At 64.2% G+C, this 25,495-nt stretch carries 24 protein-coding genes; 12 read left to right on the forward strand and 12 right to left on the reverse strand.

What is annotated here, in order from left to right:
* Nucleotides 1-96: 96 nt before the first annotated feature.
* The 6 genes from ABIC03_RS01810 to ABIC03_RS01835 form a co-directional block, all read right to left on the reverse strand.
* The gene (locus tag ABIC03_RS01810) at nt 97-498 is read right to left on the reverse strand and encodes a PaaI family thioesterase (protein ID WP_354055031.1); all 402 of its coding nucleotides are present in this window, start codon (nt 496-498) and stop codon (nt 97-99) included.
* A gap of 171 nt (nt 499-669) precedes the next feature.
* Nucleotides 670-1,872, reverse strand: coding sequence for a kynureninase (gene kynU, locus ABIC03_RS01815; RefSeq protein WP_354055033.1), 1,203 nt, complete (start codon nt 1,870-1,872; stop codon nt 670-672).
* Nucleotides 1,873-1,880: 8 nt separating this feature from the next.
* The gene (gene kynA / locus ABIC03_RS01820; protein ID WP_027569723.1) at nt 1,881-2,720 is read right to left on the reverse strand and encodes a tryptophan 2,3-dioxygenase; all 840 of its coding nucleotides are present in this window, start codon (nt 2,718-2,720) and stop codon (nt 1,881-1,883) included.
* A gap of 33 nt (nt 2,721-2,753) precedes the next feature.
* A complete protein-coding gene (locus tag ABIC03_RS01825; protein ID WP_354055036.1) occupies nt 2,754-3,563 on the reverse strand; it encodes a hormone-sensitive lipase in 810 nt (269 codons plus the stop codon).
* 257 nt (nt 3,564-3,820) lie between these two features.
* Nucleotides 3,821-5,098, reverse strand: coding sequence for an ArgE/DapE family deacylase (locus ABIC03_RS01830; protein ID WP_354055038.1), 1,278 nt, complete (start codon nt 5,096-5,098; stop codon nt 3,821-3,823).
* A 54-nt stretch (nt 5,099-5,152) separates the two neighbouring features.
* Entirely contained in the window at nt 5,153-5,878 is a 726-nt protein-coding gene (locus ABIC03_RS01835; protein WP_354055040.1) for a pyridoxamine 5'-phosphate oxidase family protein, read from the reverse strand.
* A 74-nt stretch (nt 5,879-5,952) separates the two neighbouring features.
* Here ABIC03_RS01835 and pdxR point away from each other — a divergent pair, with 74 nt between their 5' ends.
* Together pdxR and ABIC03_RS01845 are read left to right on the forward strand one after the other, a co-directional pair.
* Complete coding sequence (gene pdxR, locus ABIC03_RS01840) at nt 5,953-7,425, forward strand: MocR-like pyridoxine biosynthesis transcription factor PdxR (protein WP_275167155.1); 1,473 nt, start codon at nt 5,953-5,955, stop codon at nt 7,423-7,425.
* Between the two features lie 67 nt (nt 7,426-7,492).
* Nucleotides 7,493-7,741, forward strand: a complete 249-nt coding sequence (locus ABIC03_RS01845; RefSeq protein WP_027517580.1) for a DUF6719 family protein — start codon at nt 7,493-7,495, stop codon at nt 7,739-7,741.
* Between the two features lie 3 nt (nt 7,742-7,744).
* Here the strand turns inward: ABIC03_RS01845 and ABIC03_RS01850 are convergent, their stop codons facing one another.
* Nucleotides 7,745-8,107: a hypothetical protein gene (locus tag ABIC03_RS01850; RefSeq protein WP_275167156.1), complete on the reverse strand. Its 363-nt coding sequence runs from the start codon at nt 8,105-8,107 to the stop codon at nt 7,745-7,747.
* A gap of 35 nt (nt 8,108-8,142) precedes the next feature.
* Nucleotides 8,143-8,307, reverse strand: coding sequence for a hypothetical protein (locus ABIC03_RS01855; protein ID WP_275167157.1), 165 nt, complete (start codon nt 8,305-8,307; stop codon nt 8,143-8,145).
* A 416-nt stretch (nt 8,308-8,723) separates the two neighbouring features.
* Here ABIC03_RS01855 and ABIC03_RS01860 point away from each other — a divergent pair, with 416 nt between their 5' ends.
* Complete coding sequence (locus ABIC03_RS01860) at nt 8,724-8,933, forward strand: hypothetical protein (protein WP_275167158.1); 210 nt, start codon at nt 8,724-8,726, stop codon at nt 8,931-8,933.
* Between the two features lie 11 nt (nt 8,934-8,944).
* Here ABIC03_RS01860 and ABIC03_RS01865 read toward each other — a convergent pair whose 3' ends face one another.
* Nucleotides 8,945-9,493, reverse strand: coding sequence for a CreA family protein (locus ABIC03_RS01865; RefSeq protein ID WP_354055044.1), 549 nt, complete (start codon nt 9,491-9,493; stop codon nt 8,945-8,947).
* 208 nt (nt 9,494-9,701) lie between these two features.
* Here ABIC03_RS01865 and ABIC03_RS01870 point away from each other — a divergent pair, with 208 nt between their 5' ends.
* The 4 genes from ABIC03_RS01870 (at nt 9,702) to ABIC03_RS01885 (ending at nt 13,707) form a co-directional block, all read left to right on the forward strand.
* Nucleotides 9,702-11,300: a L,D-transpeptidase family protein gene (locus ABIC03_RS01870; protein WP_354055046.1), complete on the forward strand. Its 1,599-nt coding sequence runs from the start codon at nt 9,702-9,704 to the stop codon at nt 11,298-11,300.
* An 81-nt stretch (nt 11,301-11,381) separates the two neighbouring features.
* Nucleotides 11,382-11,951: a glutathione peroxidase gene (locus ABIC03_RS01875; protein WP_354055048.1), complete on the forward strand. Its 570-nt coding sequence runs from the start codon at nt 11,382-11,384 to the stop codon at nt 11,949-11,951.
* A gap of 167 nt (nt 11,952-12,118) precedes the next feature.
* Nucleotides 12,119-13,147, forward strand: coding sequence for a polysaccharide deacetylase family protein (locus tag ABIC03_RS01880; RefSeq protein WP_275167161.1), 1,029 nt, complete (start codon nt 12,119-12,121; stop codon nt 13,145-13,147).
* Nucleotides 13,148-13,155: 8 nt separating this feature from the next.
* Nucleotides 13,156-13,707 (forward strand): dihydrofolate reductase family protein, encoded by a 552-nt coding sequence (locus ABIC03_RS01885; RefSeq protein WP_354055050.1) that lies wholly within the window; start codon nt 13,156-13,158, stop codon nt 13,705-13,707.
* Nucleotides 13,708-13,718: 11 nt separating this feature from the next.
* Here ABIC03_RS01885 and ABIC03_RS01890 read toward each other — a convergent pair whose 3' ends face one another.
* Nucleotides 13,719-14,171, reverse strand: coding sequence for a DoxX family protein (locus ABIC03_RS01890; protein WP_354055052.1), 453 nt, complete (start codon nt 14,169-14,171; stop codon nt 13,719-13,721).
* Nucleotides 14,172-14,524: 353 nt separating this feature from the next.
* Complete coding sequence (locus ABIC03_RS01895) at nt 14,525-16,834, reverse strand: NADP-dependent malic enzyme (protein WP_007609425.1); 2,310 nt, start codon at nt 16,832-16,834, stop codon at nt 14,525-14,527.
* Between the two features lie 245 nt (nt 16,835-17,079).
* Between ABIC03_RS01895 and ABIC03_RS01900 the strand changes: the two genes are divergently transcribed.
* Nucleotides 17,080-19,047, forward strand: coding sequence for an aq_1923 C-terminal domain (locus ABIC03_RS01900; protein ID WP_354055055.1), 1,968 nt, complete (start codon nt 17,080-17,082; stop codon nt 19,045-19,047).
* A 155-nt stretch (nt 19,048-19,202) separates the two neighbouring features.
* Here ABIC03_RS01900 and aspS read toward each other — a convergent pair whose 3' ends face one another.
* The gene (aspS, locus tag ABIC03_RS01905; protein ID WP_275167165.1) at nt 19,203-20,975 is read right to left on the reverse strand and encodes an aspartate--tRNA ligase; all 1,773 of its coding nucleotides are present in this window, start codon (nt 20,973-20,975) and stop codon (nt 19,203-19,205) included.
* A 194-nt stretch (nt 20,976-21,169) separates the two neighbouring features.
* Here aspS and ABIC03_RS01910 point away from each other — a divergent pair, with 194 nt between their 5' ends.
* From ABIC03_RS01910 to ABIC03_RS01925, 4 genes are all read left to right on the forward strand, one after another.
* Nucleotides 21,170-22,645, forward strand: a complete 1,476-nt coding sequence (locus ABIC03_RS01910; protein ID WP_354055058.1) for a protein adenylyltransferase SelO — start codon at nt 21,170-21,172, stop codon at nt 22,643-22,645.
* Between the two features lie 169 nt (nt 22,646-22,814).
* Nucleotides 22,815-23,666, forward strand: a complete 852-nt coding sequence (locus ABIC03_RS01915) for a phosphodiesterase (RefSeq protein WP_354055060.1) — start codon at nt 22,815-22,817, stop codon at nt 23,664-23,666.
* Between the two features lies 1 nt (nt 23,667).
* A complete protein-coding gene (locus ABIC03_RS01920; RefSeq protein WP_354055062.1) occupies nt 23,668-24,618 on the forward strand; it encodes a carbohydrate ABC transporter permease in 951 nt (316 codons plus the stop codon).
* Nucleotides 24,615-25,484, forward strand: a complete 870-nt coding sequence (locus tag ABIC03_RS01925) for a carbohydrate ABC transporter permease (protein WP_354055064.1) — start codon at nt 24,615-24,617, stop codon at nt 25,482-25,484. The genes ABIC03_RS01920 and ABIC03_RS01925 overlap by 4 nt, the downstream gene beginning before the upstream one ends.
* The last annotated feature ends 11 nt before the right edge of the window (nt 25,485-25,495 follow it).

Raw genomic sequence — 25,495 nt, forward strand, 5'->3', positions numbered from 1 at the left:
AATATTGTGCATCGCAACAAACTTTTCAAGACGGGAACCTGCCCAAGTTTCGGGCATTGGAGGCGACTAATTCGTTAATAAAATCAAGCCCCGTATTCATACGAGGACCAGCTGGGTCTGCGTCACCACGGCGACCAGCTTGCCGTCCTCGGTCTCCAGCCGAGTGGTCCAGACCTGCGTCCGCCGGCCCCTGTGGATTGGGGTGGCGGTCGCGATCACGGTGGTTCCCTCCTTGGCCCCGCCGATGAAGTTGGTCTTGCTCTCGAGCGTGGTCGTACCCTTGGCGTCGTCCGGCAGATTGATCACGGTGGCCGCTGCGCCGACGGAATCGGCCAGCGCCATCACCGCGCCGCCGTGGATGGTCTGATGAAGCGTGCAGAGATCGGGCCTGACCGTCATCCGCGCCACCACGCGATCTTTCCCGGCCTCGACGAACTCGACGCCCTTGAGTTCGGCAAACGGCATCTTCATCGCTTTAAGTTTCTCGAGCGGCGTCATCGGATCTCCTCCCAAATCATTCTGCTCGCAGGGTGAATTGCTCCACGCGGCAAAGCAATGACGTCCGAGGTAATCAGTGCGAGCGCGGCGAAGCAATCCAGACTCTTTCCGCGGATACATTTCTGGATTGCTTCGCTGCGCTCGCAATGACGGGGGAGACAGCCTTCGACCTCACGTCACCGCATTCACTACCTGATACTCCGGACGCCGCCACACCTCGCCCGCAATCACCTCCTCGATGATCTCGGCTGCCTTCATCACCTCGGCCTCGCCGATATACAGCGGCGTGATGCCAAACCTCATGATGTCAGGTGCGCGGAAATCGCCGATGACGCCACGGGCGATGAGGGCCTGCATCGCGGCGTAGCCGCCGTCGAAGGCGAAGGAGACCTGAGAGCCGCGGCGCTCATGCGGGCGCGGCGTGACGAGCTTCAAGGACGGGCAGCGGCGTTCGACCTCGGCAATCAGGAGATCGCCGAGCGCCAGCGAACGCGCGCGGACTTCCCTGATATCGACGCGATCCCAGATGTCGAGCGAGGCCTCCAAGGCCGCCATCGCCAGCACCGGCGGCGTTCCGACGCGCATGCGCTCGACGCCGCCGGCGGCCGCATAGGCAAGCTCGAACGCGAACGGCTTTGCGTGCCCCATCCACCCCGACAAAGCGGCGCGCACGCTGTCGGCATGGCGCGGCGCGACGTAGAGGAAGGCCGGCGCGCCAGGGCCGGCGTTGATGTATTTGTAGGTACATCCGGCGGCGAAATCAGCGCCGGTGCCGGCAAGGTCAACCGGCAGCGCGCCGGCCGAATGCGCGAGGTCCCACACCGTGACGATGCCGAGCGCATGCGCTGTTGCAGTCAGCTTCGCCATGTCGTGGCGCCGTCCGGTGCGGTAATCGACCTCGGTGATGTAGAGCACCGCGATCTCCACCGATAACGAAGCCTCGATCTCCTCCGGCGCCACCAGGCGCAATTGATGGCCACGGCCGAGCGTCGCGATCAGGCCTTCAGCCATGTAGAGGTCGGTCGGAAAATTGCCGGTGTCCGACAGGACGATTTTGCGCGATGCGTTCATGTCGAGCGCGGCGGCGAGCGCCTGATAGACCTTGAGCGACAGCGTATCTCCGACCATGACGGAGCCGGCTTCCGCACAGATCAGTCGCGCGATGCGATCGCCGACATGACGCGGCTGGACGTACCAGCCCGCCGTATTCCAGGCGCGGATCAACTCATCGCCCCACTCGGCGGTGATGACGCGGCTGACGCGCTCGGCGACACCAAGCGGCAACGCGCCGAGCGAATTGCCGTCGAGATAGATCACACCGTCCGGCATATGGAACAGCGCTTTGGTGTCGTCGTAGACGCGAAGCTTGGTCATGAAAATCTCTACAGGATCGTGCGCACGCGCCAGAGTTCAGGAAACAGCTCGACCTCCAGCATGCGCTTGAGATAGCTGACGCCACCGGTGCCCCCGGTGCCGCGTTTGAAACCGATGACGCGCTCGACTGTCGTCACATGGTTGAAGCGCCAGCGCCGGAAGTAATCCTCGAAATCGACCAGCTTCTCGGCGAGCTCGTAGAGCATCCAATGCGTTTCCGGCGCCTCGTAGACGATACGCCAGGCCTGCAGCACACCTTCGTTGAAACTGTGAGTCTCGCGAACATCGCGCGCCAGCACGGCCGCGGGCATCTTGAGTCCGTTGCGGTCGGCGAGCCGCAGCACCTCGTCGTAAAGGCTTGGGGTCGCAAGCTCGGCTTCGAGCAGTTGCGTGGTTTCCAGATCGTGCGCGTGCGGCTTGAGCATGGCGTGGTTGCGGTTACCAAGGAGGAATTCGATCAGCCGATATTGCCGCGACTGGAAGCCTGAGGACTGGCCAAGCTGCGAGCGGAAGCGCGTATACTCGCTGGGCGTCATGGTGCGCAGCACGTCCCAGGCGCCGTTGAGCTGCTCGAAGATCCGCGACATCCGTGCCAGCATCTTCATCGCAGGCTGCACCTCATCCTTCGCGATCGAACGGCGTGCGGCGCTGAGCTCGTGGATGGCGAGCCGCATCCAGAGTTCGGTGGTCTGATGCTGGATGATGAACAGCATTTCGTCATGGGCTTCCGACAGCGGATGCTGCGCGCCGAGGATCGCATCCAGCGCCAGATAGTTGCCATAAGACATGCGCCGGGCGAAATCGGTCTCGGCGCCTTCGCTTGCGGGATCGTATTCGCTGGACGTCATGGCAGGCCCTTTCGATCGATCGTTATGGCCTCGTCAGTCGAGGCCGATCAGGCGCGCGGTGATTGGCGACGACGGGTCCTTGAGGGCGTCGATCACGGTGAAATGGTTCAGCCCGGGATCGACGACAAGACGCGTCGGCACGTCGAAGCCAGTCCAGACATTGGCCATCAGATCGGACTGGCGGATGAATTCTGGCCGCTCATTGCCGCCGACCCAGGCGGTCACGGGGGAAGGCCCACGCGGCAGATGCAGCGCTGCGCTTTCCAGCGTCGCCTCCTCCATCGTCATGCGCAGGGTGTCGTTCATCCTGGTCTTGAGCAGCGGACGCAGATCATGCAGGCCGCTGACGGAGAGCGTGCCGGCGATGCGGTTGAAGATGGCGGGATCGAGCCGGCTATCATTGCACAGCATACGCGTGACGAGATGACCGCCCGCGGAATGGCCGGCGAGCCGGATCGGACCCGCGACGAGAGCGGCCGCCTTGGCGATCGCTGCGGCAATTTCCGTCGTAATGTCGGAGATGCGCGCGGCCGGCGTCAGTGTGTAGCTTGGCAGTGCCACCGTCCAGCCATGATGACGCGCGCCTTCGGCAAGATCGGTCCATGTCGATTTGTCGAAGCGCATCCAGTAGCCGCCGTGGACGAACACGACGAGGCCCTTGCTGTCGCCGTCTGGCAAGATCAGGTCGAGGCGCTGGCGCTCGCCGGGGCCATAGGCGATGTCGGCGCGAAACTCCTTCAGCCCGGCACGATAAGCCGCCGCCCGCTCCGCCCATAACGCCGGGATCTTGTCCGAGCCTGGGATATGGGCCGAATTGGCGTAAGCGTCATCCCAATCGCGCATCGTTGCTTCCTCGACGGACTCGGGTCTTGTGCAGCTGGCGCCAGTCTGCCACCGGCGCGGGCGGCATCCTAGTCTTTAGTTTAAGCTTAAAGGATTTGGGGGCGCCGCTGGATTGGGCAGGCGGAAGATGGTTCGTTCCCCGGGCGCAGCGCAGCGTGAAACGATGCGCAGCTGAACCGGGGTCCAACTGTGCGGTGACGTGGGTCCCGGCTCTGCGGCGCACCACTTCGCGCTGCGCCGCGTCCGGGACACGAGAGCTACCCCTTCTCGACCCCGCACCAATCCGCGATGAACAACGCCATCGCCTTGGTCGTCTTCTTCAGCGAGTCCAGATCGACAAATTCATTGAAGCCGTGCATCTCGCCGCCACTCGCGCCGAAGCACAGGCTCGGGATACCGTGATTGAGGCCGTAGAAGCGGGTGTCGGTGAGCGCGGTGAAGACGAGGTCTTCGATTTCGCCGCCATAGACGGTGTTGAAGGCCTTGCCGAACGCCGCCTCAGGCGCGGCGGCGTCGGTCAGCTCATAGCCTTCCGACAAGAAGCCCGACCATTCGACCTCCGGCGGATTGTTGGCGAGGAAGCGGTGGTTGCGTGCGGCAGCCGCAACGCAGGCCATGATCTCTTTCTGGTGATCGGCGATCGACCAGCCCGGCAACACAGCGATCCGGCAGTCGACGTCGCACCAGGCCGGCACGCTGGAGGCCCAGTCGCCGCCCTTAATGATGCCGGGGTTGAAATTGATGGGATGGTTCAGCGCCTTGAAGTGACGATCGGCTTTCGCGCGCTCGTTCCACTCGATCTCGAGTTTTTGCAGCGCCTGAATCAAATGATAGGCCGCCATGATTGCGTTCGCGCCGGAGCCGGCGAAAGCGACATGGGTCGGATGGCCCTTCACGCGCAGGCGGAACCAGATCACGCCGACCTGCGAGCGCACCATCTTGCCGCCGGTCGGCTCAGGAATGAAGCAAGCATCGGCACGATAGCCGCGTTGAAGCGTCGAGAGCGCGCCGACGCCGGTGCTTTCTTCCTCGATCACGGACTGGAAGTGAATCCGCGCCGTCGGCCTGAGGCCCGCGGCCTTGATCGCATCGAGCGCAGAGAGCGCTGCGATGGTGCCCGACTTCATGTCGCAGGCACCGCGACCGAACATCTTGCCGTCCTTGATGACGGGCGAAAATGGCGGGGTATCCCACAATTCCAGCGGCCCCGCCGGTACCACGTCGCAGTGGCCCTGGAGGATCAGCGATTTGCCCGCCTCGGTTTTGGGCCGGTACGTGCCGACAACAGTGCGCGCCTTCGAAAAATCATGCTCGATGGGGCCGAAGCCGCGCAAATCCTTGAGGTCGTCGACATCGATGTGCCAGTCGTCGACCTCGTAGCCGCGCGCGCGCAGGAGGTCGCCGATCATGTCCTGGCATGGCCCCTCCGCCCCACGGGTCGAGGGGATCGCGACGAAATCGCGTGTGGTCGCGAGCTGGGCTTCGAAGCCGGCATCGACGGCGTCAAGAATCCTCTGCTGCGTTTCGGCATTCATCAGGCAACTCCAATCGGGCATTGAGATCATCGAAGGAGCGCAAGCTAGCCGATTTCAGCCGTTCGGGTACTCTGCAAAATAGGCATCCCGCAATGCATCTTCGAGCAGCCGACCCTCCGAATAGCCATTCAGTGTCGCCGGCCGGCGCACGCCGTCGAGCAGCCGCGCGCAAGGCTCCGGCGCGCCCAGCACGGTGCGCACGGGGATGCGCTCGGCATAGATCGGCAATGCATAGTCCTCGTCGTCGTCGGCGACACCCTTGGCCCGGACTTTCGCGGAGGCTTCCTCGATCTCCATCGCGATAAAGGAGGTCGCCTTGATCTCCTGCGCATTGCTCGCCCGCAGGCTCGCTGTCCGATCCGGGAAGAAGCGGTCGACCATCGCGATCACCGCGCGCTCTTTCTCTTCGGGATCGGTCACGAGATAGGCGGTGCCGAACGCCATCACGGCGCGGTAATCGGCCGAGTGATTGAACCCGCAGCGCGCCAGGACCAGACTGTCGAGATGGGCGACCGTCAGGCACACACGCTCGCCCCTTGTCTGATTGCGCAGCATGCGGCTGGCGCTCGAGCCGTGCCAGTACAGCTTCGTCCCTTCGCGCCAGAAGAAGGTCGGCGTGCAATAGGGTTGGCCGTCGATCGCGTAGGAGACGTGGCAGAGCATCGAGGAATCCAGGATGCGATGAACGGTGTCGTGATCGTAAAAGCCGCGGTCGTGACGGCGCTTCACCTGGTTGCGCGCGGACGTCGGATAGGAATTTGGGTTCTCGGTCTGGCTCACGGCCGCTCCTGTCGGATTGGAACAATTCCAGGGCAGTTGTAGCCGCGGATTTGGTCCGCGATAGTGCCAATCCCATGCGAAAAATTCCGACCAATTTCGTCCCCTCGCCGGCCAAGGCCGAGCTGCCGCTCGATCTCGCAGGTCCGCACGTCACGGCTGGCGCCTCGTCGGCGCACCGGCTGTACCAGGCGCTGTGCGAGATGATCGTTGCCGGCCTCGTCAAGCCGGGCGAGCCGCTGCCGCCGTCGCGCACGCTGGCCAAACAGACCGGCTTTCGGCGCAATGCCGTCGTCACCGCCTATGAGCGGCTGATCGCCGATGGCTTCGCCGACGCCACCGTCGGCTCTGGCACCTTCGTCGCTGCGCGTATCCCCGCGCGCGCGGCCGAGCCGAAGCGACCAAAGATCAGCGTCGAAACGCCGGGGCAAGGCGCGTTTTCGCTCGGCTGTACCCATATCGACGCGCGCGCAGTACAGCGTTTCCGCGCCTTTGTCGGCCGTCGCATGCGAGCCTTCGGCGCGGAGCATCTGCACTATGGCGACCCCCGCGGCAGCCGCGAGCTGCGTGCGGCGATCGCCGATCATCTGTTGTCGGCGCGGGGCCTGCGCTGCGATCCCGATCAGATCATGCTGACGTCAGGCACGCTGCACGCGCTACGCATCGTGCTGAGCGCGATCCTGAAGCCCAACGACCAGGTCTGGTGCGAGGATCCAGGGTACCCCGCCGCGCGCAAAACCATCGCGCATTGCGGCTATCGTGCCGTGTCCGTTCCCGTCGACGCGCAAGGCATGCGTGTCGCCAGAGGCCGCGCAGCGGCGCCGTCCGCGCGCGCAGCCTATGTGACGCCGTCGCACCAGTTTCCGCTGGGTGTGCAGATGTCGATGCCGCGGCGGCTCGAGCTGCTGGACTGGGCCAGGCAGGCCGACGCCTTCGTGCTGGAAGACGATTACGACAGCGAATTCCGTTACGACGGCGCGCCGCTGATGTCGCTGGCCGGCATCGATCACCTCCAGCGCGTGATCTACATGGGCACGTTCGCCAAGACGTTGTTTCCGGGCTTGCGCATCGGCTATTGCGCCCTGCCCGAGCGCTTGATTGCGGATGTCACCGCGGCGCGGGCCGCGCTCGACCGCTTTCCCGGCACGCTGATGGAGGGTGCGGTGGCCGACATGCTCAATTCCGGCGCGTTCGCGGCGAACCTGAAGCGCGTGCGCAAGCTCTACCGCGAGGCGCGCGACGCGCTGGCCGGGACGCTCGAAGCCGCATCCCACGGCGTGCTGTCGGTGCCGGTCCCATCGCAGGGCCTGCATCTTGTCGCCCGGTTCGATTCCTCGGTCGATCTGGCTGTGGCGGCAGACGCCAAGCAGGCCGCCGGCGCCGAAGGCTGGCTATTGGCCGACACCTATTCACGCGCGCGTCCTCTGCCCGGTTTCGTGCTGGGATTTTCCGGCCACGCGATTCCGAAGCTCGTGGCATCCGCCGAGCGGCTCGCGCGGGAATCGCGAGCGGCCTTGCGTGCGAGGCGCAAGCCGGCCCGGCGGGCATGACGAACGTTCGCTATGAGAATCGGCTGCCGCTCCCTACATTGCGGCATCGATGCTGGGAGCTCACACCATGCTGCTACGCCGTGCGACTTGCCTCTCGCTCCTGATCTTCATCGCACTCGCCGCGACGGCGCGCGCAGGCACAGTCGGACGCGAACAGGACATCGTCGATCTCAAGCTCGGCCAGCGCGTGCAAGTGGACGACGGAACCTGTCCCGCCGGACAGGTCAAGGAAGTCCGCGGCGCCAAGATGACCGACAAGGGCGTCGCACGGACGAGCACCTGCGTGTCGCGGTTTGGTCCGAAATCGAAGCGATGAGCGCTACTTCGCCGGATCGAACATGCATTGCAGGGTCGGCTTGGCGATCTTGGTGAAGGTCGGGCCGATTTCGGTCTGCTTTGAGGCCGGCACCCAGTCGGTCTCGATCGTCGGCACCCCGGTCTCGCTGATGCCCCGCAGCAGGGCCTCGCGGAGATCGCGATCCTCGACGACGGCGGCAGCATGATCGTGCAGGCAGCCGCAGACCTCTTCCGGATGCTCCCATCGTCCGAGCATGCGCGGCGCGCATTGCCTCACGAACTCAGTACGGGGATCGGGTAATCTGGAGGGAGAGCGCACCTGCGCCTGAACGGCACTGATCGTCAGAAAGGATATGAACGCCGCGGCGCAAAAACGAACAAGCATGATGGCCTTTATCGGCTGATTTTTCTTGTTGACGATCAGAAGCGCGCGGCAACCACGATCGCCTGCGGCGCCGGGGTCGTGATCGGCGAGCCGCTGTACTGGAAGGTACCGATGCCCGGGACATTGCCATCCGGCGAGCCTGCGAACGAGGAGCCGGCGAGCACGAAAGCGAAAGCAAGGATGAGGCTGAGCGTGCGCATGGAGTTCTCTCTGAATTCGGTGGCCGGCGTGCGCCGTCGTCGTTGTGAGGTTGATAACCATGGGCGGTTTCGCGCGTGATGCGCCAAAGCCGGAAAATGGTTTCATCTCCGTGAGAATTGTTTCGTCCCGCTCGCGGCGACGACATATTCGACGGAAAATCTCAATCTTTTCAGATGGGTCATGCGGCCACCCAATGTGGCTGGCAGGTTCCGTGCGAGTTCAGATGCATGCCGGAGCGCTGGCGCCGTCATGATCCCGCCTCACACCCTTCACATGCGTTTTACGTTTTTCTGCTGAAGAGAAGCCGAACGAAGGCTGGGTCCTGTCGAACCGGGGGCGCTTCGACTGCGACCCAAGCTATCGAGACCGAGACGCCCGGGCATCGCCGAGCGCGTTCATGTGAGGAACGGCCATCATGACGGCGCAGAATCGCGCAACGACGCGCGATGCGGACCAACGAACGGACCGCTGGGAGCAACGGCCAGTTCGCAGCAGCGCCAATTCGCCTGGCGAAATGACTCTGCAATCAAGTCGTGGGTTTGAGGCCACGCCGCAGTCATTCGTGCGGCTGACCGGCTCGCATCTTGCAAAACCGCGCGCCAGCCGCGCTGACATCACTGAGTGAACGCAAGCGCGTCACTGAGTGAAAAACTCTCCGCACTTCTGGATGTTGGCGTCCGCCGGTCCCCACGGCATGATCGGCACGGTCGAGGTCGAGTTCTTCGGCGACCCCTCGATCAGCCTGTCCGAATAGACCATGTAGACCAGCACGTTGCGCTTGGCGTCACAGCCGCGCACGATCTGCATCTTCTTGAAGAACAGCGAGCGGCGTTGGCGGAACATGTCGTCACCCTGCTCCATCTTGTTCTTGAACTTGATCGGACCGACCTGACGGCAGGCGAGCGAAATGTCCGAGACCTCCTCCGCAAGGCCCAGCCAGCCCTTGAAGCCGCCCTTCTCCGGCACCGTGAAATGACAGGCCACGCCCTCGACTTCGGGATCGTCGAGGCCGTAGGTCGCAAGCTTGTCGTTCGGGCTCATCCATTTGAACACGGTCGAACGGCGGAAGATCAGATCTGGCTCGTCCGCGGCGAAGGCGGACGCTGCCGGCACGGCCAACGCCAGGAGGAATAAAGCGAGCCCTTTCAAGCGGATGCTGGAAAGACTGGGGAAACGAGATGACATGAAGTTCTCCGGAAACAAGTCCCAGCAATGTAGGCATCGGGCGACCGATCGGGAAGACGACCGGCAAGCCGACACGGCCGCCGTTTACCGCTCCGTGAGGCTTTTTTGCTACGCTTTGGACAAAAGTAGCTGATCGCAGAACCGCCGTGCTGGTGAACGCGTATCCCCTCTGAGAGACTAACATCTGATTTGGATTGTGGATTCGATGATGAACAGCGTGAACGGGTCTGGTTTTTCTGCCAAGCCGGCGCGATTTTGGCAGGTCGCTATTTTGACGGCGGCGGGTGCGATCGGTACGGCGAGCCAGGCGGACGCAGCATTTTATTACTGGACGGATTATTCCGACGGATCGTACGGGCGCCAGGAGCGCCATCCCGAAGTCCCGCGCCAGAAGCCCCAGAAGCGCGGTGCGGCCGGCAAGAAAGACCTCGTTTCCGAAAAAGAAGCGGGCACAAAACCGCAAGGTCCCCTCGTCATCGTCGTCTCGATCGACCGGCAGAAGGTCACGGTCTACGATACCAACGGCGTGTTCGCGGAATCCCCGGTGTCGACCGGCATGAAGGGCCATTCGACGCCGATGGGTGTGTTCAGCGTCATCCAGAAGCACAAATTCCACCACTCCAACATCTATAGCGGCGCGCCGATGCCGTACATGCAGCGGATCACCTGGTCGGGCGTTGCCATGCATGCCGGCGTGCTGCCGGGGTATCCGGCCTCGCACGGCTGCATCCGCATGCCGATGGCGTTCGCCGTGAAGATGTGGAACTGGACCAGGATGGGCGCGCGCGTGATCGTTTCGCCCGGTCAGATGTCGCCGCAGAACTTCTCACATCCGCTACTTGCCTCGGTGCGGGTGCCGCCGCAACCCGCGGCCAGCCTCGAGCCGCAGACCAATGCCGGCGACAAGGCCGATAAGGTCGCGGCCAATACCGGAGCCGCCGAAGCAAAGCCGGTTGAAACGAAGACCGCCAGCGCGGACGGCGTGCTCGAGCTGCGCTCGTCGGTCGGCCACACCGTGATGTCGGACGTGACCACCGGATATGCCCCGGGCCGCGAGGAGTCCGCGACATCCGCCGACCAGACCGAGACAACGGCAAAGCCCGAGACCAAGACCGCTGAGGCGGCGGACGCGGCCAAGTCTCAGGCCGGAGACGCCGCGCAGCCCGCGAGCACTGAAGCGAAGCCTGTCGAGGCCGCGGAGACGCCGAAATCCGAAACGGCCAAGTCCGAACCCGCGAAGACGCCCGATGCGCCGGCCGTGGCGCCAGCGCAGGCGGCAACGCCCGACGTCAAGAAGGACGAAACCCGCGTTGCCGATTCGGCGCCCGTGGCAAAACCTGACGCGCCCAAGCGGGCGGGCCAGATCGCGGTCTTCATCAGCCGCAAGGATTCCAAGCTCTACGTGCGGCAGAACTTTGCGCCGCTGTTCGAGGTGCCTGTCACGATCGCCGCGAGCGATCGGCCGCTCGGCACGCATGTCTTCACCGCCGAAGTCGACAAGACCGATTCCAATGCGCTGCATTGGTCGGTGGTGTCCTTGCCAGTGTCCGTTCGCTCTGCCGCGCGCCAAGATGACGGCCGCCTGACAGGCCGCCAGCGTGGCGCGGCCGTGATTCCCGTCGCTGCCAAGCCTGTGGTCACGCCGGACAGCCCGGCCGAAGCCCTCGACCGCGTCTCGATCCCCGCCGACACGATCGCGAAGATCAACGAAATGCTGACGTCAGGCGGCTCGATCATCGTCTCCGACCAGGGCATCAACCAGGGCGAGACCGGCGAAGGCACCGATTTCATCGTCCGCCTGTACTAGCGCGGCAGATAACGCGGTGTTGACGACGCCGCTCGCACCGGAGGGGTAACATCCGCCCGGATCATTTCGGGGGACGCCGTCATGATGAACCGCAGGACCATGCTCATCGCCGCCTTTGCAAGCACGCTGGCGCCGGCGACGCGTGCACTGGCGGATGGCGGCATGAGCCGAATTTCCGCCTACGCCTTCTCTTTCCCGGCATTGTCAGGCGACGACATCCGGCTTGCGGCCTTCACCGGCAAGCCGCTGCTGGTGGTCAACACCGCTTCGCTTTGCGGTTACACGCCGCAATATGCCGGTCTGCAAGAAATTTGGGGCGAGTTTCGCGAGCGCGGTCTCACCGTCATTGGCGTGCCCTCCAACGATTTCGGCGGACAGGAGCCCGGCGGCACCAGCGAGATCTCGGAGACCGCCCACCACCAATACGGCGTTACCTTCCCTATTGCGGCCAAGGCCGTCGTCGTCGGTGCAAAGGCGCATCCGTTTTACAAATGGGCGGCAGAGGCACGCCCGCGGGAAGTTCCGCGCTGGAACTTCCACAAATATTTGATCGGCCGGGACGGCTATATTGCCGACGTCTTTGCATCCACCGTGGAGCCGGCCGACACGCGGATCAAAACGGCAATCGCCAAGGCTCTGGCCGACACTTGACGCCACACGTCTCCCCAACCCGGTTGGGCACAATTGTGTTGGGGCGCCAAACAGCCGTTGCAATGGCGAGGGCCCACCATCTAGGCTAGGATCGTTAGGGGCAGGATGGTTTTGCCGGAGGCGAAAAGCCGCGGCGGAACAACGGGATCAATCTCGAGGACAACACCATGCGTGTGGCGGCAGGACTGATTTTGGCAAGTGCGATGTCTCTTGCGATGACGGGCGCGGCATGGTCGCAGACCCCGCCTGCAAAGCCCGCTGCCGCGACGCAAGCCCCTCCGGTGGCAACGCCGGCTGCGGCTGCGCCCGCTGCGGCTCCGGCACCCGCTCCTGCAGTAGCGGCCGCCGCGCCGGCGGGTTTCGTCAATCCTCCCCCGCCCAAACAAGCTCCGCAACCCGCCCGCGCAGCCTGCAACACGCCGGGCGCGCTCGGCGTCGCCCGCACTGTCGAGATCGACACCACCGGTGGTCCCGGCTTCGGCTTCGAGCATTTCAAGGAGCTCGATTTCCTGCGCGACCACGAGGTGGTGCTGACCTTCGATGACGGCCCCTGGCCTAAGAACACGCCCGCGGTGCTGAAGGCGCTCGCCGACGAGTGCACCACCGGCATCTTCTTCTCTATCGGCAAGCACGCGACCTACGAGCCGGAGATTCTCAAACAGGTCTACGCGGCCGGCCATACCGTCGGCACCCACACCTGGTCGCACGCCAACCTCAACAACAAGAAGCTCACGGAAGCGCAGCGCAAGGAAGAAATCGAGAAGGGCCTGTCTGCCGTGAAGTGGGCGCTCGGCGGCATTTCGCCCTCGCCGTTCTTCCGTTTCCCGGCGCTCCAGCATCCGCCGGAGATGGTCACCTATCTCGGCAACCGCAACACCGCGATCTTCTCCTGCGACATCGACTCCTTCGACTTCAAGGCTTCGAAACCCGAGAAGGTGGTCGAGACCGTCATGAAGAAGCTGGATACCAAGGGCAAGGGCATCATCCTGATGCACGACTTCCAGAAGCACACTGCGGAGGCCCTCCCCGAATTGCTCAAGCGCCTGAAGGCCGGCGGTTATAAGGTGGTGGCGATGCGCGCCAAGTTCCCGGCTTCGACGCTGCCGGAATACGACCAGGAGCTGCTCAAGGACGTCAAGCTGCCGACGGTGAGCACCCGGCCGGTCAACAGCGTCGTGACGACGGTTTCCGAATAGCCGCGCCATTGTCCTTTCGGATCGAAGGCTACGTCATCGTCTCCGCGGACGGCATGCTCGCCGACGCTGACCATGTCATGCCCGACAGCCTGAAATTCGAAGGCGACAAGCTGTTCTTCGAACAGGCGCTCGATCGCGCGGCGCTGATCGTGCACGGTCGTCACTCGCACGAGCAGCAGTCGAATTCACCCAAGCGCAAGCGCCTGATCCTGACGCGCAAGATCAAGGCGCTGACCGTCGATCCCGAGATGCCGAACGCGACCTTGTGGAATCCGGATCACGCCAGCTTCGAAGACGCCTGCGCGTTCGCCGATGTCGCTTCCGGCACCGTCGCAATCATCGGCGGGCCCGTCGTGTTCGACATGTTCATGGACCGCTACGACACGTTCTGGCTCTCGGAAGCCCCGCATCTGCGGCTGCCCGGCGGCGAAGGCTGTTTTGTCGAAGTACCGTCGCGTACACCTCGGGAAGTGCTGGCCTCACACGGGATGAAGCCGGGAGCGCCGTATCTGCTCGATGCGGCGCATGACGTGACCGTCACGCCGTGGCGCAGGACGTAGTGGTTTAACCTTCACACGTCCCCGTAGGCTGCCTCCGCCGGACGCGTGACGCGGCCGTAGCCCATGATCATGAACAGCGCGCCGATGATCGACAGGTTCTTGAGGGCATCGACCAGCATCTTGCCGTTGTCGGGCGGAACCTGGTTCCAGAAGTCGTAGAACAGGAAGGTCGCGACCGCGAGATAGACGATCATCAGCATCGCGAAGAAGCGCGCGCCGAAATTCAGAGCGATCATCACCCCCGCGACGATCTCGAGCACGCCGACCACGATCGCCAGCAGCTGCGGCGTGGTCATGGCCGTCGCCGTCTCGATCTGCTTGGTGTAAGGCGCGATCATATCCGGCACGACAACCTTGGCGGCGATGAAATCAACCGTCGACTGCATGGCAAACAGTCTTGCCGCACCCGTGTAGATGAACAGCACGGCGAACAGGATCCGCCCGAAAGTCACGAACGCTGGCATGATCGGCCTCTTTGCTCAGGCTTTTTGAAACCGGATTTTTGGCGAAAGCACTAAGGGATTATGGAGAGTCATTCGCCGGTTTACAAACGGGGAAATGGAAAACTGCGAGCAATTCAAAGTTGGTGGCGCGCTATTCGCTTGGCGCTCCCTAGCGGAATCGAAAAAAGCAGCGACCGCACCGCGCTCGGCGTCACGGCCGGGCTTGACCCGGCCATCCACGACTTACCTCGCCGCACCAGGAACGTGGATGCCCGGGACATCTAGTGCGAAGACGCGCTTCGCGCTTCCGCCCGGGCACGACGAGCCTGCGGAACGATCGCGGCTCCGAGAGACGCCCAACGCGCCACCCCGCCTTAAGTAAACAACGTCGGCTGCTGCCGCGACGCGCGCTCCTGCGCTTCCACCACAGCCACCGCGGTCATGTTGAGGATGCCTCGCGCCGTCACCGACGGCGTCAGGATGTGGGCCGGGCGCGCCGGGCCGATCAGGATCGGACCGACGGGCAGCGCGTCCGCCAGCGACTTGATCATCTGATAGGCGACGTTGGCGGTGTCGAGGCTTGGCATGATCATGATGTTGGCCTCGCCCTCGAGGTTGGAGTGCGGCAGCACCATTTTGCGCGCAGCGGCCGAGAGCGCGGTATCGCCTTGCATCTCGCCGTCGGCCTCGAGTTCCGGATGCTTCTCCTTCAGGAGCTGGGTTGCCCGGCGCATCTTGCGCGAGGATTCCGTGTCGTAGCTGCCGAAATCTGAATGCGAGACGAAGGCGATCTTCGGCTTGATGTTGAAGCGCTGGACGTGGACCGCCGCGAGCGAGGCGATCTCGGCGAGCTCTTCGGCGCTCGGATTGGGCCGCACCTGGGTATCGGCGATGAAGAAGGCGCCCTTGCTCGTGATCAGCAGCGCGAGCGCCGCATAGTCGCTGATCCCCGGCGTGAACCCGACGATCTCGCGGACATGGCGCAGATGGCTCATGTAGCGGCCCTCGACGCCGCAGAGCATGGCGTCCGCCTCTCCGCGCACCACCGCGAGCGCCGCGATGACGGTGTTGTTGGTGCGCACCACCGTGCGCGCCGCATCCGGCGTCACGCCCCGGCGGCCGGCGACCTCGACATAGGACTGCACGTAGGAGCGGTAGCGCGGATCGTCCTCGGGATTGACGAGGTCGAAGTCCTTGCCGGCCTTGATCGACAGGCCGAAGCGCTTGATGCGCGCCTCGACCACCGACGGACGTCCGACCAGGATCGGCGTCGCCAGCTTCTCTTCCAGCACCACCTGGGTCGCGCGCAGCACGCGCTCATCCTCGCCTTCGGCGTAGATCACGCGCACCGGCTGGGTCTTGGCCTTGGCGAACATCGGCTTCATGACGAGGCCGGAGCGGAAGGCGAAGCGCTCGAGCAGCGCGGTGTACTCGTCGAAATTGGTGATGGGCCGGGTCGCAACGCCCGATTCCATCGCGGCCTTCGCCACCGCCGGCGCGATGCGCAGGATCAACCTCGGATCAAAGGGACTCGGGATCAGCGAGCCCGGGCCAAACCCTTGCGTCTCGCCGGTGTCGAAGCCTTGCGCGACCGCATCGGACGGCGCCTCGCGCGCGAGCTGCGCGATGGCCTCCACGGCCGCGTGCTTCATCTCCTCGTTGATGGCGCTGGCGCCGACGTCGAGCGCGCCGCGGAAGATGAAGGGAAAGCACAGGACATTGTTGACCTGGTTCGGAAAATCGGAGCGGCCGGTGCAGATCATGGCGTCGGGACGCACTTTGCGCGCCTCCTCCGGCATGATCTCCGGCGTCGGGTTCGCGAGCGCCATGATGAGCGGCTTGTCGCCCATCGCCTTGGCCATCTCGGGCTTGAGCACGCCCGGTGCGGACAGGCCGATGAAGATGTCGGCGCCGCCGATCACGTCGGCGAGCGTGCGCTTGTCAGTCTTCTGCGCATAGACCGCCTTCCAACGGTCCATGGTGGTGTTGCGGCCCTCGTGCACGAGGCCGTCGATGTCGCAGACCCAGATATTCTTGCGCTGCGCGCCCATCGACACCAGCAGGTTCAGTGTCGCGAGCGCTGCGGCCCCTGCCCCCGATGCCACGATCTTGACGTCCGACAAGTTCTTACCGTTCAGGCGCAGCCCGTTGGTGATCGCGGCGGCGACGATGATCGCGGTGCCATGCTGGTCGTCATGGAAGACCGGGATCTTCATGCGCTCCTTGAGCTGCGCCTCGATCTCGAAGCATTCCGGTCCGCGGATGTCCTCGAGATTGATGCCGCCGAAGGTCGGCTCGAGCGCGGCCACCGTCTCGACCACACGCTCGATGGTGTCGGCCGCGATCTCGATGTCGAACACGTCGATGCCGGCGAATTTCTTGAAGAGGACCGCCTTGCCCTCCATCACCGGCTTCGAGGCCAGCGGGCCGATATTGCCGAGGCCGAGCACGGCGGTACCGTTCGAAACCACGGCGACCAGATTGGAGCGGATTGTCAGCGTCGCCGCTTCCGCGGGGTTCTTGGCGATCTCCATGCAGGCGGCGGCGACGCCCGGCGAATAGGCCAGCGCGAGGTCGCGCTGGTTGGCAAGCGGCTTGCTTGCCTGGATCTCGAGCTTTCCGGGGCGCGGCAGCCGATGATAGGCCAGCGCCGCCTGGTGGAGATCATCAGAATAGGACGACATGCGGTGTCTTGCCTCGCGTTACCGGCCTCAAACTACGTTGTCCTGACCGGTCCGCCTGCGGCTGGTATTTCCGGGTCATGGAAACGGGATGAAGCACGCCGGGCGCCCCGGTGGCAACATCCGATTGCGGCCCCATCAACAGGGCGCGCGGTCAAATAACTGATAGCGCTAGCTTTCCCTGGACCGCGCGTTGCTTTGCGAATATGGCAGGTTGCGTCGTGCAACGCGGGCAACTGGAGCTGGGAATGAAGCGAATCCTGATCGGCCTGATCGTCGTGGCCGTGGTCGCCGCGGGCGGATGGTTCGGCTTCAGCTTCTACGCAAAACATCGCGTCACCTCCGAGATCGAGGTGGCCTTCGAGCAGATCCGCGCCGGCGGCGGCAAAGCCACCCACGGCAAGGTGGCGTTCGATCTCACGAGCCGGACGTTGACGATCGAGGATATCGCGGTTGAGCCTGCCAACCAGCCACAGGCTCATGTCAAGATCGCCGCGATCAAGGGCGTGGGCCTCCGCCAGGTCGAAGAGACACGCTTCGCGGCCGACAGCATCGATATCTCGGGCTTCGAGGTCGCGCTCGACGAAATCGGCCCCGCGAAGCTGAAAGTCTCCTACAAGGTGCCGCAGTTGACCATGCGGGATTACGTCGGTCCCATTCATGCTCAGGGCGCGCCGACGTCAGGCTCCCTGATCGACATGTACCGTTTCGTGCTCGACCAGTACGTAAACGTGACGGCTTCTTCCGTGATCGCGCCGACGCTCGCAGTGGCCTTCGACGCGGGCAAAAGCGCCGGGGGCAGTGGCGAGGTCGCCTATTCGGGTCTCGCGATCCACAAGCTCGGCCAAGGCAAGATCGCCGCGATCAAGGCGGAGCGCGCCAGTTTCACGATCAACGTGCCGCAGCCGGGGAAGGCGGACAAGCTGACCGGCGAGGTGTCCGACATCATCATCATTGATTTCGATTCTACCGCGATCGCTGCCGCGCTCGATCCCCAGAAGGCCAACGACGACAGCTATCATCGTGTCTACGGACAGATGTCCAGCGGCACTTATGTCGTGACGTCGACCCTCGGCATCCGGATGCAGGTCGATGGGATCGCCATCACCATCGCGGTGCAACCGTCGAAATTCCGGCCCGCCGAGATCCTGGCGCTGCTGCCGGCGGACAGCTCGGTCCCGCCGACGCCGGCGCAATCGCGCGAGATGATGGAAAAGCTCGCCGGGTTCTATGAAGGCCTTCGCGTCGGCAAGATCGAGATCGGCACCATGTCGATGACGACCCCGCAAGGAACGCCCCGGCTGAGGGCCATCAGATACCAAGAGGGCGAGTTCGCGCTCGAGGGCCTCGATGCGCCGACGCCGCAAGGTCAAATCAAGATGGAGCGCTTCGCACTCAAATCGCTCAGCATCGCGAATTTGATGCGTTGGGCGGCAAGCCTCACCACTCCCGGGCGGGCGCCCTCGCCGGATCAGATGCTCGGGCTGTTCGGCGTGCTCGCAGGCGCGGAGATCAAGGGCGTGACGGCGCCGTTCAAGACCACCAAGAAGCTGGTCACGATCGACACGCTGAGCCTGGACTGGGGGCAGCTGGTCGGCTCGATCCCGAGCAAGGCGCATGTGGTTGCCAAACTTGTCACGCCCACCGATCCTTCCGATCCGAATCAGCTTCCATTGCTAGCCGCCGGCGTCGACAAGCTCGCCATCGACCTCGATCTCGGCGCCGCCTGGACCGAACAGTCCAACAGCTTCGCCCTGACGCCCGCGACCCTCGACATCGGAGGGATCGCAAGAGCGCAACTGCGTATCGGCCTCGGCAACGTACCACGCGAGGTGTTTTCGGCCGATCCCGCCCAGCTCATGGGCCAGGCGGCCCAGATCGAGGCGGGCACGCTCGAATTTTCATTGCGCGACGGCGGCGTCGTCGATCTCGTCGCGGCACAGTTCGCGCGCATGCAGAATGTCAGCCGCGATACTGCACGCCAGGCGCTCGTCGAGAGCATCAAGGCTAAACGCGAGCAAGTTGCTTCCGCCAATCCGGATGCAAACGCGGCCGTGGACGCGATCGCCCGCTTCGTCGAGACGCCGGGCCAGACGCTTTCCATCAAGCTGTCCCCGCGCGCCAAGGCACCGCTGATGCAATTGATGCAGCTCTTGCAAACCGACCCACAGAGCGCGCTTGCGCAGTTCAGGATCGAGGCGTCGACGGGCCTGTAGGCGAACCGGCCCGCGCACGCCTCACTTGCCGTCATGGCCGGGCTTGTCCCGACCATCCACGTTCTCTCATGCAATCTAAAAACGTGGATGCCCAGGACAAGCCCGGGCATGACGAATCCGTGGCCCTCTCCCGCGTGAGAGGAGAGGCGTTGCATTCACTTCTGCGGCAGATTCACCTTCACATGCAGCTCGCGGAGCTGCTTGGGGCTGGGCTCCGACGGTGCGCCCATCAAGAGGTCCATAGCCTGCTGGTTCATCGGGAACAGCGAGATCTCGCGCAGATTGTTGGTGCCGCACAAGAGCATGACGATGCGGTCGACGCCGGCGGCCATGCCGCCATGCGGCGGGGCGCCGTACTGGAAGGCGCGGTACATGCCGCCGAAGCGATCGACGACTTCCTGCTCGCCATAGCCGGCGATCTCGAACGCCTTCACCATCGCTTCCGGCACGTGGTTGCGGATTCCGCCGGAGGCGATCTCGTAGCCGTTGCAGGTGATGTCGTACTGGAACGCCTTGATGGTCAGCGGGTCCTGACCCTTCAGCGCCTCGAGGCCGCCCTGCGGCATCGAGAACGGGTTGTGCGAGAAGTCGACCTTCTTGTCTTCCTCGTTGTACTCGTACATCGGGAAGTCGACGATCCAGGCGAGCTCGAACCGCTCCTTGTCGGTGAGGTTCAACTCCTCGCCTACCTTGTTGCGGGCCAATCCTGAAAACTTCCAGAACTTGTCGGGATCGCCGGCGACGAAGAACGCGGCATCGCCTTCCTTCACGCCGATCTGCGCGCGGATCGCGGCGGTGCGCTCAGCACCGATGTTGTTGGCGAGCGGACCGGCCCCCTCGCCGCCCTCGCGCCACATGATGTAGCCGAGGCCCGGCTGTCCCTCGCCCTGCGCCCAAGAATTCATGCGGTCGCAGAAGGCGCGAGAACCGCCGCCCGGCGCCGGGATCGCCCACACCTGGTTCTTGGGGTCCTCCAACATCCGCGCGAACACCTTGAAGCCGGAGCCGCGGAAGTGTTCGGAGACGTCCTGCATCTCGATCGGGTTGCGCAAGTCCGGCTTGTCGGAGCCGTATTTGCGCAGCGCCTCGGCGAACGGAATGCGGCGCCAGCCCTTGGTCACCGGCTTGCCCTTGGCGAACTCCTCGAACACGCCGGTGATGACAGGCTCCATCGCGGCGAAGACGTCGTCCTGCGTGACAAAGCTCATCTCGACGTCGAGCTGGTAGAACTCGCCCGGCAGACGATCCGCGCGCGGATCCTCGTCGCGGAAGCAGGGCGCGATCTGGAAGTAGCGATCGAAGCCCGACATCATCAGGAGCTGCTTGTACTGCTGCGGCGCCTGCGGCAGTGCATAGAACTTCCCGGGATGAATGCGCGATGGCACCAGGAAGTCGCGCGCGCCCTCCGGCGAGGACGCGGTCAGGATCGGGGTATTGAACTCGAAGAAGCCCTGCCCCTCCATGCGCCTGCGCATCGACTTGATGATTTCGACCCGCGTCATGATGTTCTGGTGCAGCTTCTCGCGACGCAGGTCGAGGAAGCGGTACTTCAGGCGGATGTCTTCAGGGTATTCCTGGTCCCCGAACACCGGCAGCGGCAGGTCGCCGGCCGGGCCCAACACCTCGATCTCGCTGACATAGATCTCGATCTTGCCGGTGGGCAAATCGTCATTGTCGGTGCCTTCGGGACGGCGGCGGACCTTGCCGTCCATCTTGACCACGAATTCCGAGCGCAGCTTCTCGGCCTGCGCAAACGCCGGCGAGTCCGGGTCGACCACGCACTGGGTCAGGCCGTAATGGTCGCGCAGGTCGATGAACAGCACGCCGCCGTGGTCGCGAACGCGATGGACCCAGCCTGACAGGCGGACCGTCTCGCCGATGTTGCTCTCGCGGAGCGCGCCGCATGTATGTGACCGGTAGCGATGCATGGTCGTCCCAAATTCAATGTCGGAGGATCGAATCGAACCGCCGAGACGGCAGGCCCAAAGTTGCGGCAGGGTTTACCCGACGAGGCCGGGTGCGGCAACCAATGGAACGGCCCGTTTTCGGCTGGAAGTGCCCATTTTTGCCCAATCTGGGCTCAAGCCTTTGCCATCAGGCGTTCCACGCCTATCTTGAGGCCATGACAGTCCATTTCCCGTTCCAGAACTCCTATTCGGCGCTGCCCGACAGCTTTTTCGCCCGGGTCGCACCGACGCCGGTGGCGGCGCCCCGGCTGATCAAGCTGAACCGGCCGCTGGCGGTCCAGCTCGGGCTCGATCCAGATGTGCTGGAGACCCCTGAGGGCGCCGAAATCCTGGCGGGCAAGACGGTTCCCGCCGGTGCCGATCCAATCGCCCTGGCCTATGCGGGCCACCAGTTCGGACAGTTCGTGCCTCAGCTCGGCGACGGACGGGCGGTGCTGCTCGGCGAAGTCATCGACAAGGATGGCATCCGCCGCGACATCCAACTCAAGGGCTCGGGACCCACCCCGTTCTCCCGCCGCGGCGATGGCCGTGCCGCGCTCGGGCCGGTGCTGCGCGAATATATCGTGAGCGAAGCGATGTTCGCACTGGGCATCCCGACCACGCGCTCACTCGCTGCCGTCGTCACCGGCGAGCACGTCATCCGCGAAACCGCGCTGCCCGGCGCGGTGCTGACCCGCGTCGCCTCGAGCCACATCCGCGTCGGCACCTTCCAGTTCTTCGCGGTCCGCCGCGACACCGACGCCATTCGCCGGCTCGCTGACCATGTGATCGCCCGCCATTATCCGGAGCTATCAGGCGCCGAGCGGCCCTATCACGCGCTGCTGTCCGGCGTGGTCGCGCGCCAGGCCGATCTGGTCGCACGCTGGCTGCTGGTCGGCTTCATCCACGGCGTGATGAACACCGACAACAGCTCCATCTCCGGCGAGACCATCGATTACGGCCCGTGCGCCTTCATGGACGCCTACAACCCTTCGCAGGTGTTTTCCTCGATCGACGAGATGGGCCGCTATGCCTATGCCAACCAGCCGCGCATCGCGCTGTGGAATCTGACGCGGCTGGCCGAATGCCTGCTGCCGCTGTTCTCCGACGATCAGGAAAAGGCGGTCGCCGAGGCCCAGGACATTCTCGGCGCCTTCTCCGACACGTTCAGCAACGCCTATCAGGCGGGCCTGCGCAAGAAAATCGGCCTGTTCACGGAGCGTGACGGCGACGACGCGCTGATCCAGGACCTGCTGGATGCCATGGCCAAGAACCAGGCCGACTTCACCCTCACCTTCCGCAAGCTTGGTGACGCCGCTCGCGATCCGGCTGCCGACGATGCGCGCGCCCAGTTCATGGACCCGGGGGCGTTCGACGAGTGGGCCAGGCGCTGGCACGAGCGCACAGCCCTGGAGCCGCAGAGCGCAGCCGAACGGCAAGCCGCCATGCACGCCGTCAACCCGATGTTCATCCCGCGCAACCACCGCGTCGAGGCCGTGATCCAGGCCGCGGTCAACAACGACGACTACACGCCGTTCGAGGAGCTGGTGAAGGTGCTGGCAAAGCCGTTCGAGGACCAGCCGGACTACGCCGCCTACGCCGATCCCCCGCTGCCAGACCAGCGAGTGCTGCAGACGTTTTGCGGGACCTAGAGGCAAATTCGGTGCGTAGGGTGGATTAGCCGAAGGCGTACCGAGCCGAGCTTGTGGACGCCTCGCGCCACCGGAACCGCTGTCATCAAACTGAAACACTCGCACTCTAACGGCCTGTCAGGGTCGTCTTGCCGGAGGCGCCTGTCCTCCAACAGTCCTGACAAGCGCCATGCCCTTCAAATTCATCCACATTACAGACACGCATCTCACGAACCCCGGGCTGAAGCTGTATGGCCTCGACCCGCGCGCCCGGCTTGACGCTGCGATTGCCGACATCAACAAGCATCACGTCGACGCCGCCTTCGCGGTCGTGACCGGCGACCTCACCCATTGGGGCGAGGCTGAATCCTACGCCAATTTCGCCGACGCAATGGCGGCGCTGGAAATCCCCCACATTGCCATGGTCGGCAATCACGACCGCCGCATCACCTGTCTCGATAGTCTTAAGTCCGCCCCGCGCGATTCCAACGGTTTCGTGCAGGGCACGCGCACCACCGAGCACGGCCTGTTCGTGTTTCTGGACACGCTGGACGAGACCAGCCACGCCGGTGAGATGTGCGCCAAGCGCCTGGGGTGGCTCGCAAGCACGCTGGCAGCCGCGCCGGCGGACATGCCCTTCGTCGTCTTCATGCATCATCCGCCGTTCCCGGTCGGCGTCCACGCGATGGACGAAATCTCGCTGGCACAGAGCGCCGAGTTCGCCGAGGTGATCGCGCCCTATCGTTCGCGCATCCGCCACCTCTTCTTCGGCCACGTGCACCGGCCGATCTTCGGCAGCTACGGCAAGATCCCATTCTCGACGCTTCGCGGCACCAACCACCAGGTCTGGTTCGAGCTCGACGCTGCCGCGGCCGAGCATCTCGCCAGCCATGAGCCGCCGGCCTACGGCGTGGTGCTGATCGACGGCGAGAACCTGGTCGTGCACAGCCACGACTTCCTCGACACCAGTCTGCGCTTTCCCTTCGAGCCACCGGCGGGAGTGGACGGCCGCGACTATGCGCTCAATTTCCCGGCGCGATGAGATGAGCTTCGCAGAACCCGCGGCTCTCCCGGTCGCGGCCTCGGCGCCGCCGCGCCTGCATATCCTGAATCGGTTGTCTCACCGCTTCAAAACCTCGCTGCCCGCCTATCTGCTACTGCTGCCCTCGCTCGTCTTCCTCGCGCTGTTCACTTATGGTGCGATCGGCCGCGTCCTCGTCGACGCGCTCTATCAGCGCGCCACGCCCAGGGCGCCGGTCCGTTTCGTCGGTCTCGACAACATCGCAGCGGTGCTGGCGGACCCCGCCTTCACCGGCGCGGTCGTCAACAATCTCGTCTATGCCGTCGGCACCGCGGTCCCGGGCATCGGACTTGCATTGCTGTTCGCGCTGGCGCTGTCGCGCACCAACGCCGCAACCAGCGTGCTGCGCGCCGCGCTGTTTCTGCCGGTGCTGATTCCGATGGTCGCGGCCTCTGCGCTGTTCCTGTTCATCTTCCTGCCCAATGTCGGACTGCTCGACTATTACATCGGCAGCCTACTTCCGGTGCTGCCGAACTGGCTCGGCGATTCCGACATCGCGCTTTATGCGATCATGGTCATCACGATCTGGAAGAACGCCGGCTACTACATGCTGTTCTTCCTGGCCGGCCTGCAGGCGGTGCCGGAAGATGTCATGGAAGCCGCCCATCTCGACGGCGCCGGTCCGTACCAGCGGCTGCGCCACATCATCCTCCCCGAGCTCAAGCCCACCTTCCTGTTCATCACGGTCATCGCCACGCTCAACGCGGTCACGCAGGTCGACCACGTCTTCGTCATGACCAAGGGCGGCCCGTCCAACGCGACCAATCTCGTGCTGTTCTACATCTACCAGCAGGCGGTCGAGCACTACGACATCGGCAAGGCCTCGGCAGCGACACTGCTGACGCTTGCGGCGCTGATGGGCCTCACCGCGCTCTCCTTCCGGACCATGGCAAACCGCGAGGGCGGGTCATGAGGCTGGTCGACCGTCTGTTCAGGGACGTCCCGCTCGCCACGCGCCGCGAGATCACGCCAAAGCTCGGCTTTGCGCTGACCGTGCTGCTCGCGGTGGTCTGGCTGATCCCGTTCCTGTGGATGGGCGTGGCGACGTTGCGCCCGGCATCCGACGGCATCAATCTGATGGCCGAGCTGATGCCGAGCCTGAAGCCGACACTCGACAACGTCAGGGACGCCTGGGAGATCGGCGATTTCCCGCGCTACACCCTCAACACCATCATCATCTGCACCGGCATCCTCCTGGTGCAGGTCTTCACGATCACGCTGGCGGGCTTTGCCTTTGCGCGGCTCGCGTTCGCGGGCAAGACGCTGATCTTCTATCTGTTCCTGATGCAGCTGATGCTGGTGCCGGTGCTGCTGATCGTGCCCAATTTGAGCCTGGTGGCGCAGCTCGGCCTCTACGACACGCTCACCGGCGTGATGATGCCGTTCTTCGCTTCCGCCTTCGGCACCTTCCTGATGCGGCAAGCGTTCGAGGCTATACCGACCGAGCTGGAAGACGCTGCCCTGATCGACGGCGCCAGCCTGCTCCAGCGCATCCGCCACATCTACGTGCCGCTGTCGATGCCGAGCTTCTCGGCCTTCGCCATCATCTCGGTCACCAGCCATTGGAACGACTTCCTGTGGCCTCTGATGGTGATCAACTCGCCGGACAAGCGGCCGCTCACGGTCGGGCTCTCGGTGTTCACCGCGACCGCGGAAGGCACGCAGGCCTGGGGCACCATCGCTGCCGGCACGCTGATGGTGATCGCACCGCTGCTCATCACCTTCCTGATCTTCCAGAAACGCTTCATCAGCTCTTTCGTCACCTCAGGCATCAAATAGGAGATTTCTCG

This window comes from Bradyrhizobium sp. RT6a (assembly GCF_040547675.1).
Classification (GTDB): Bacteria; Pseudomonadota; Alphaproteobacteria; order Rhizobiales; family Xanthobacteraceae; genus Bradyrhizobium.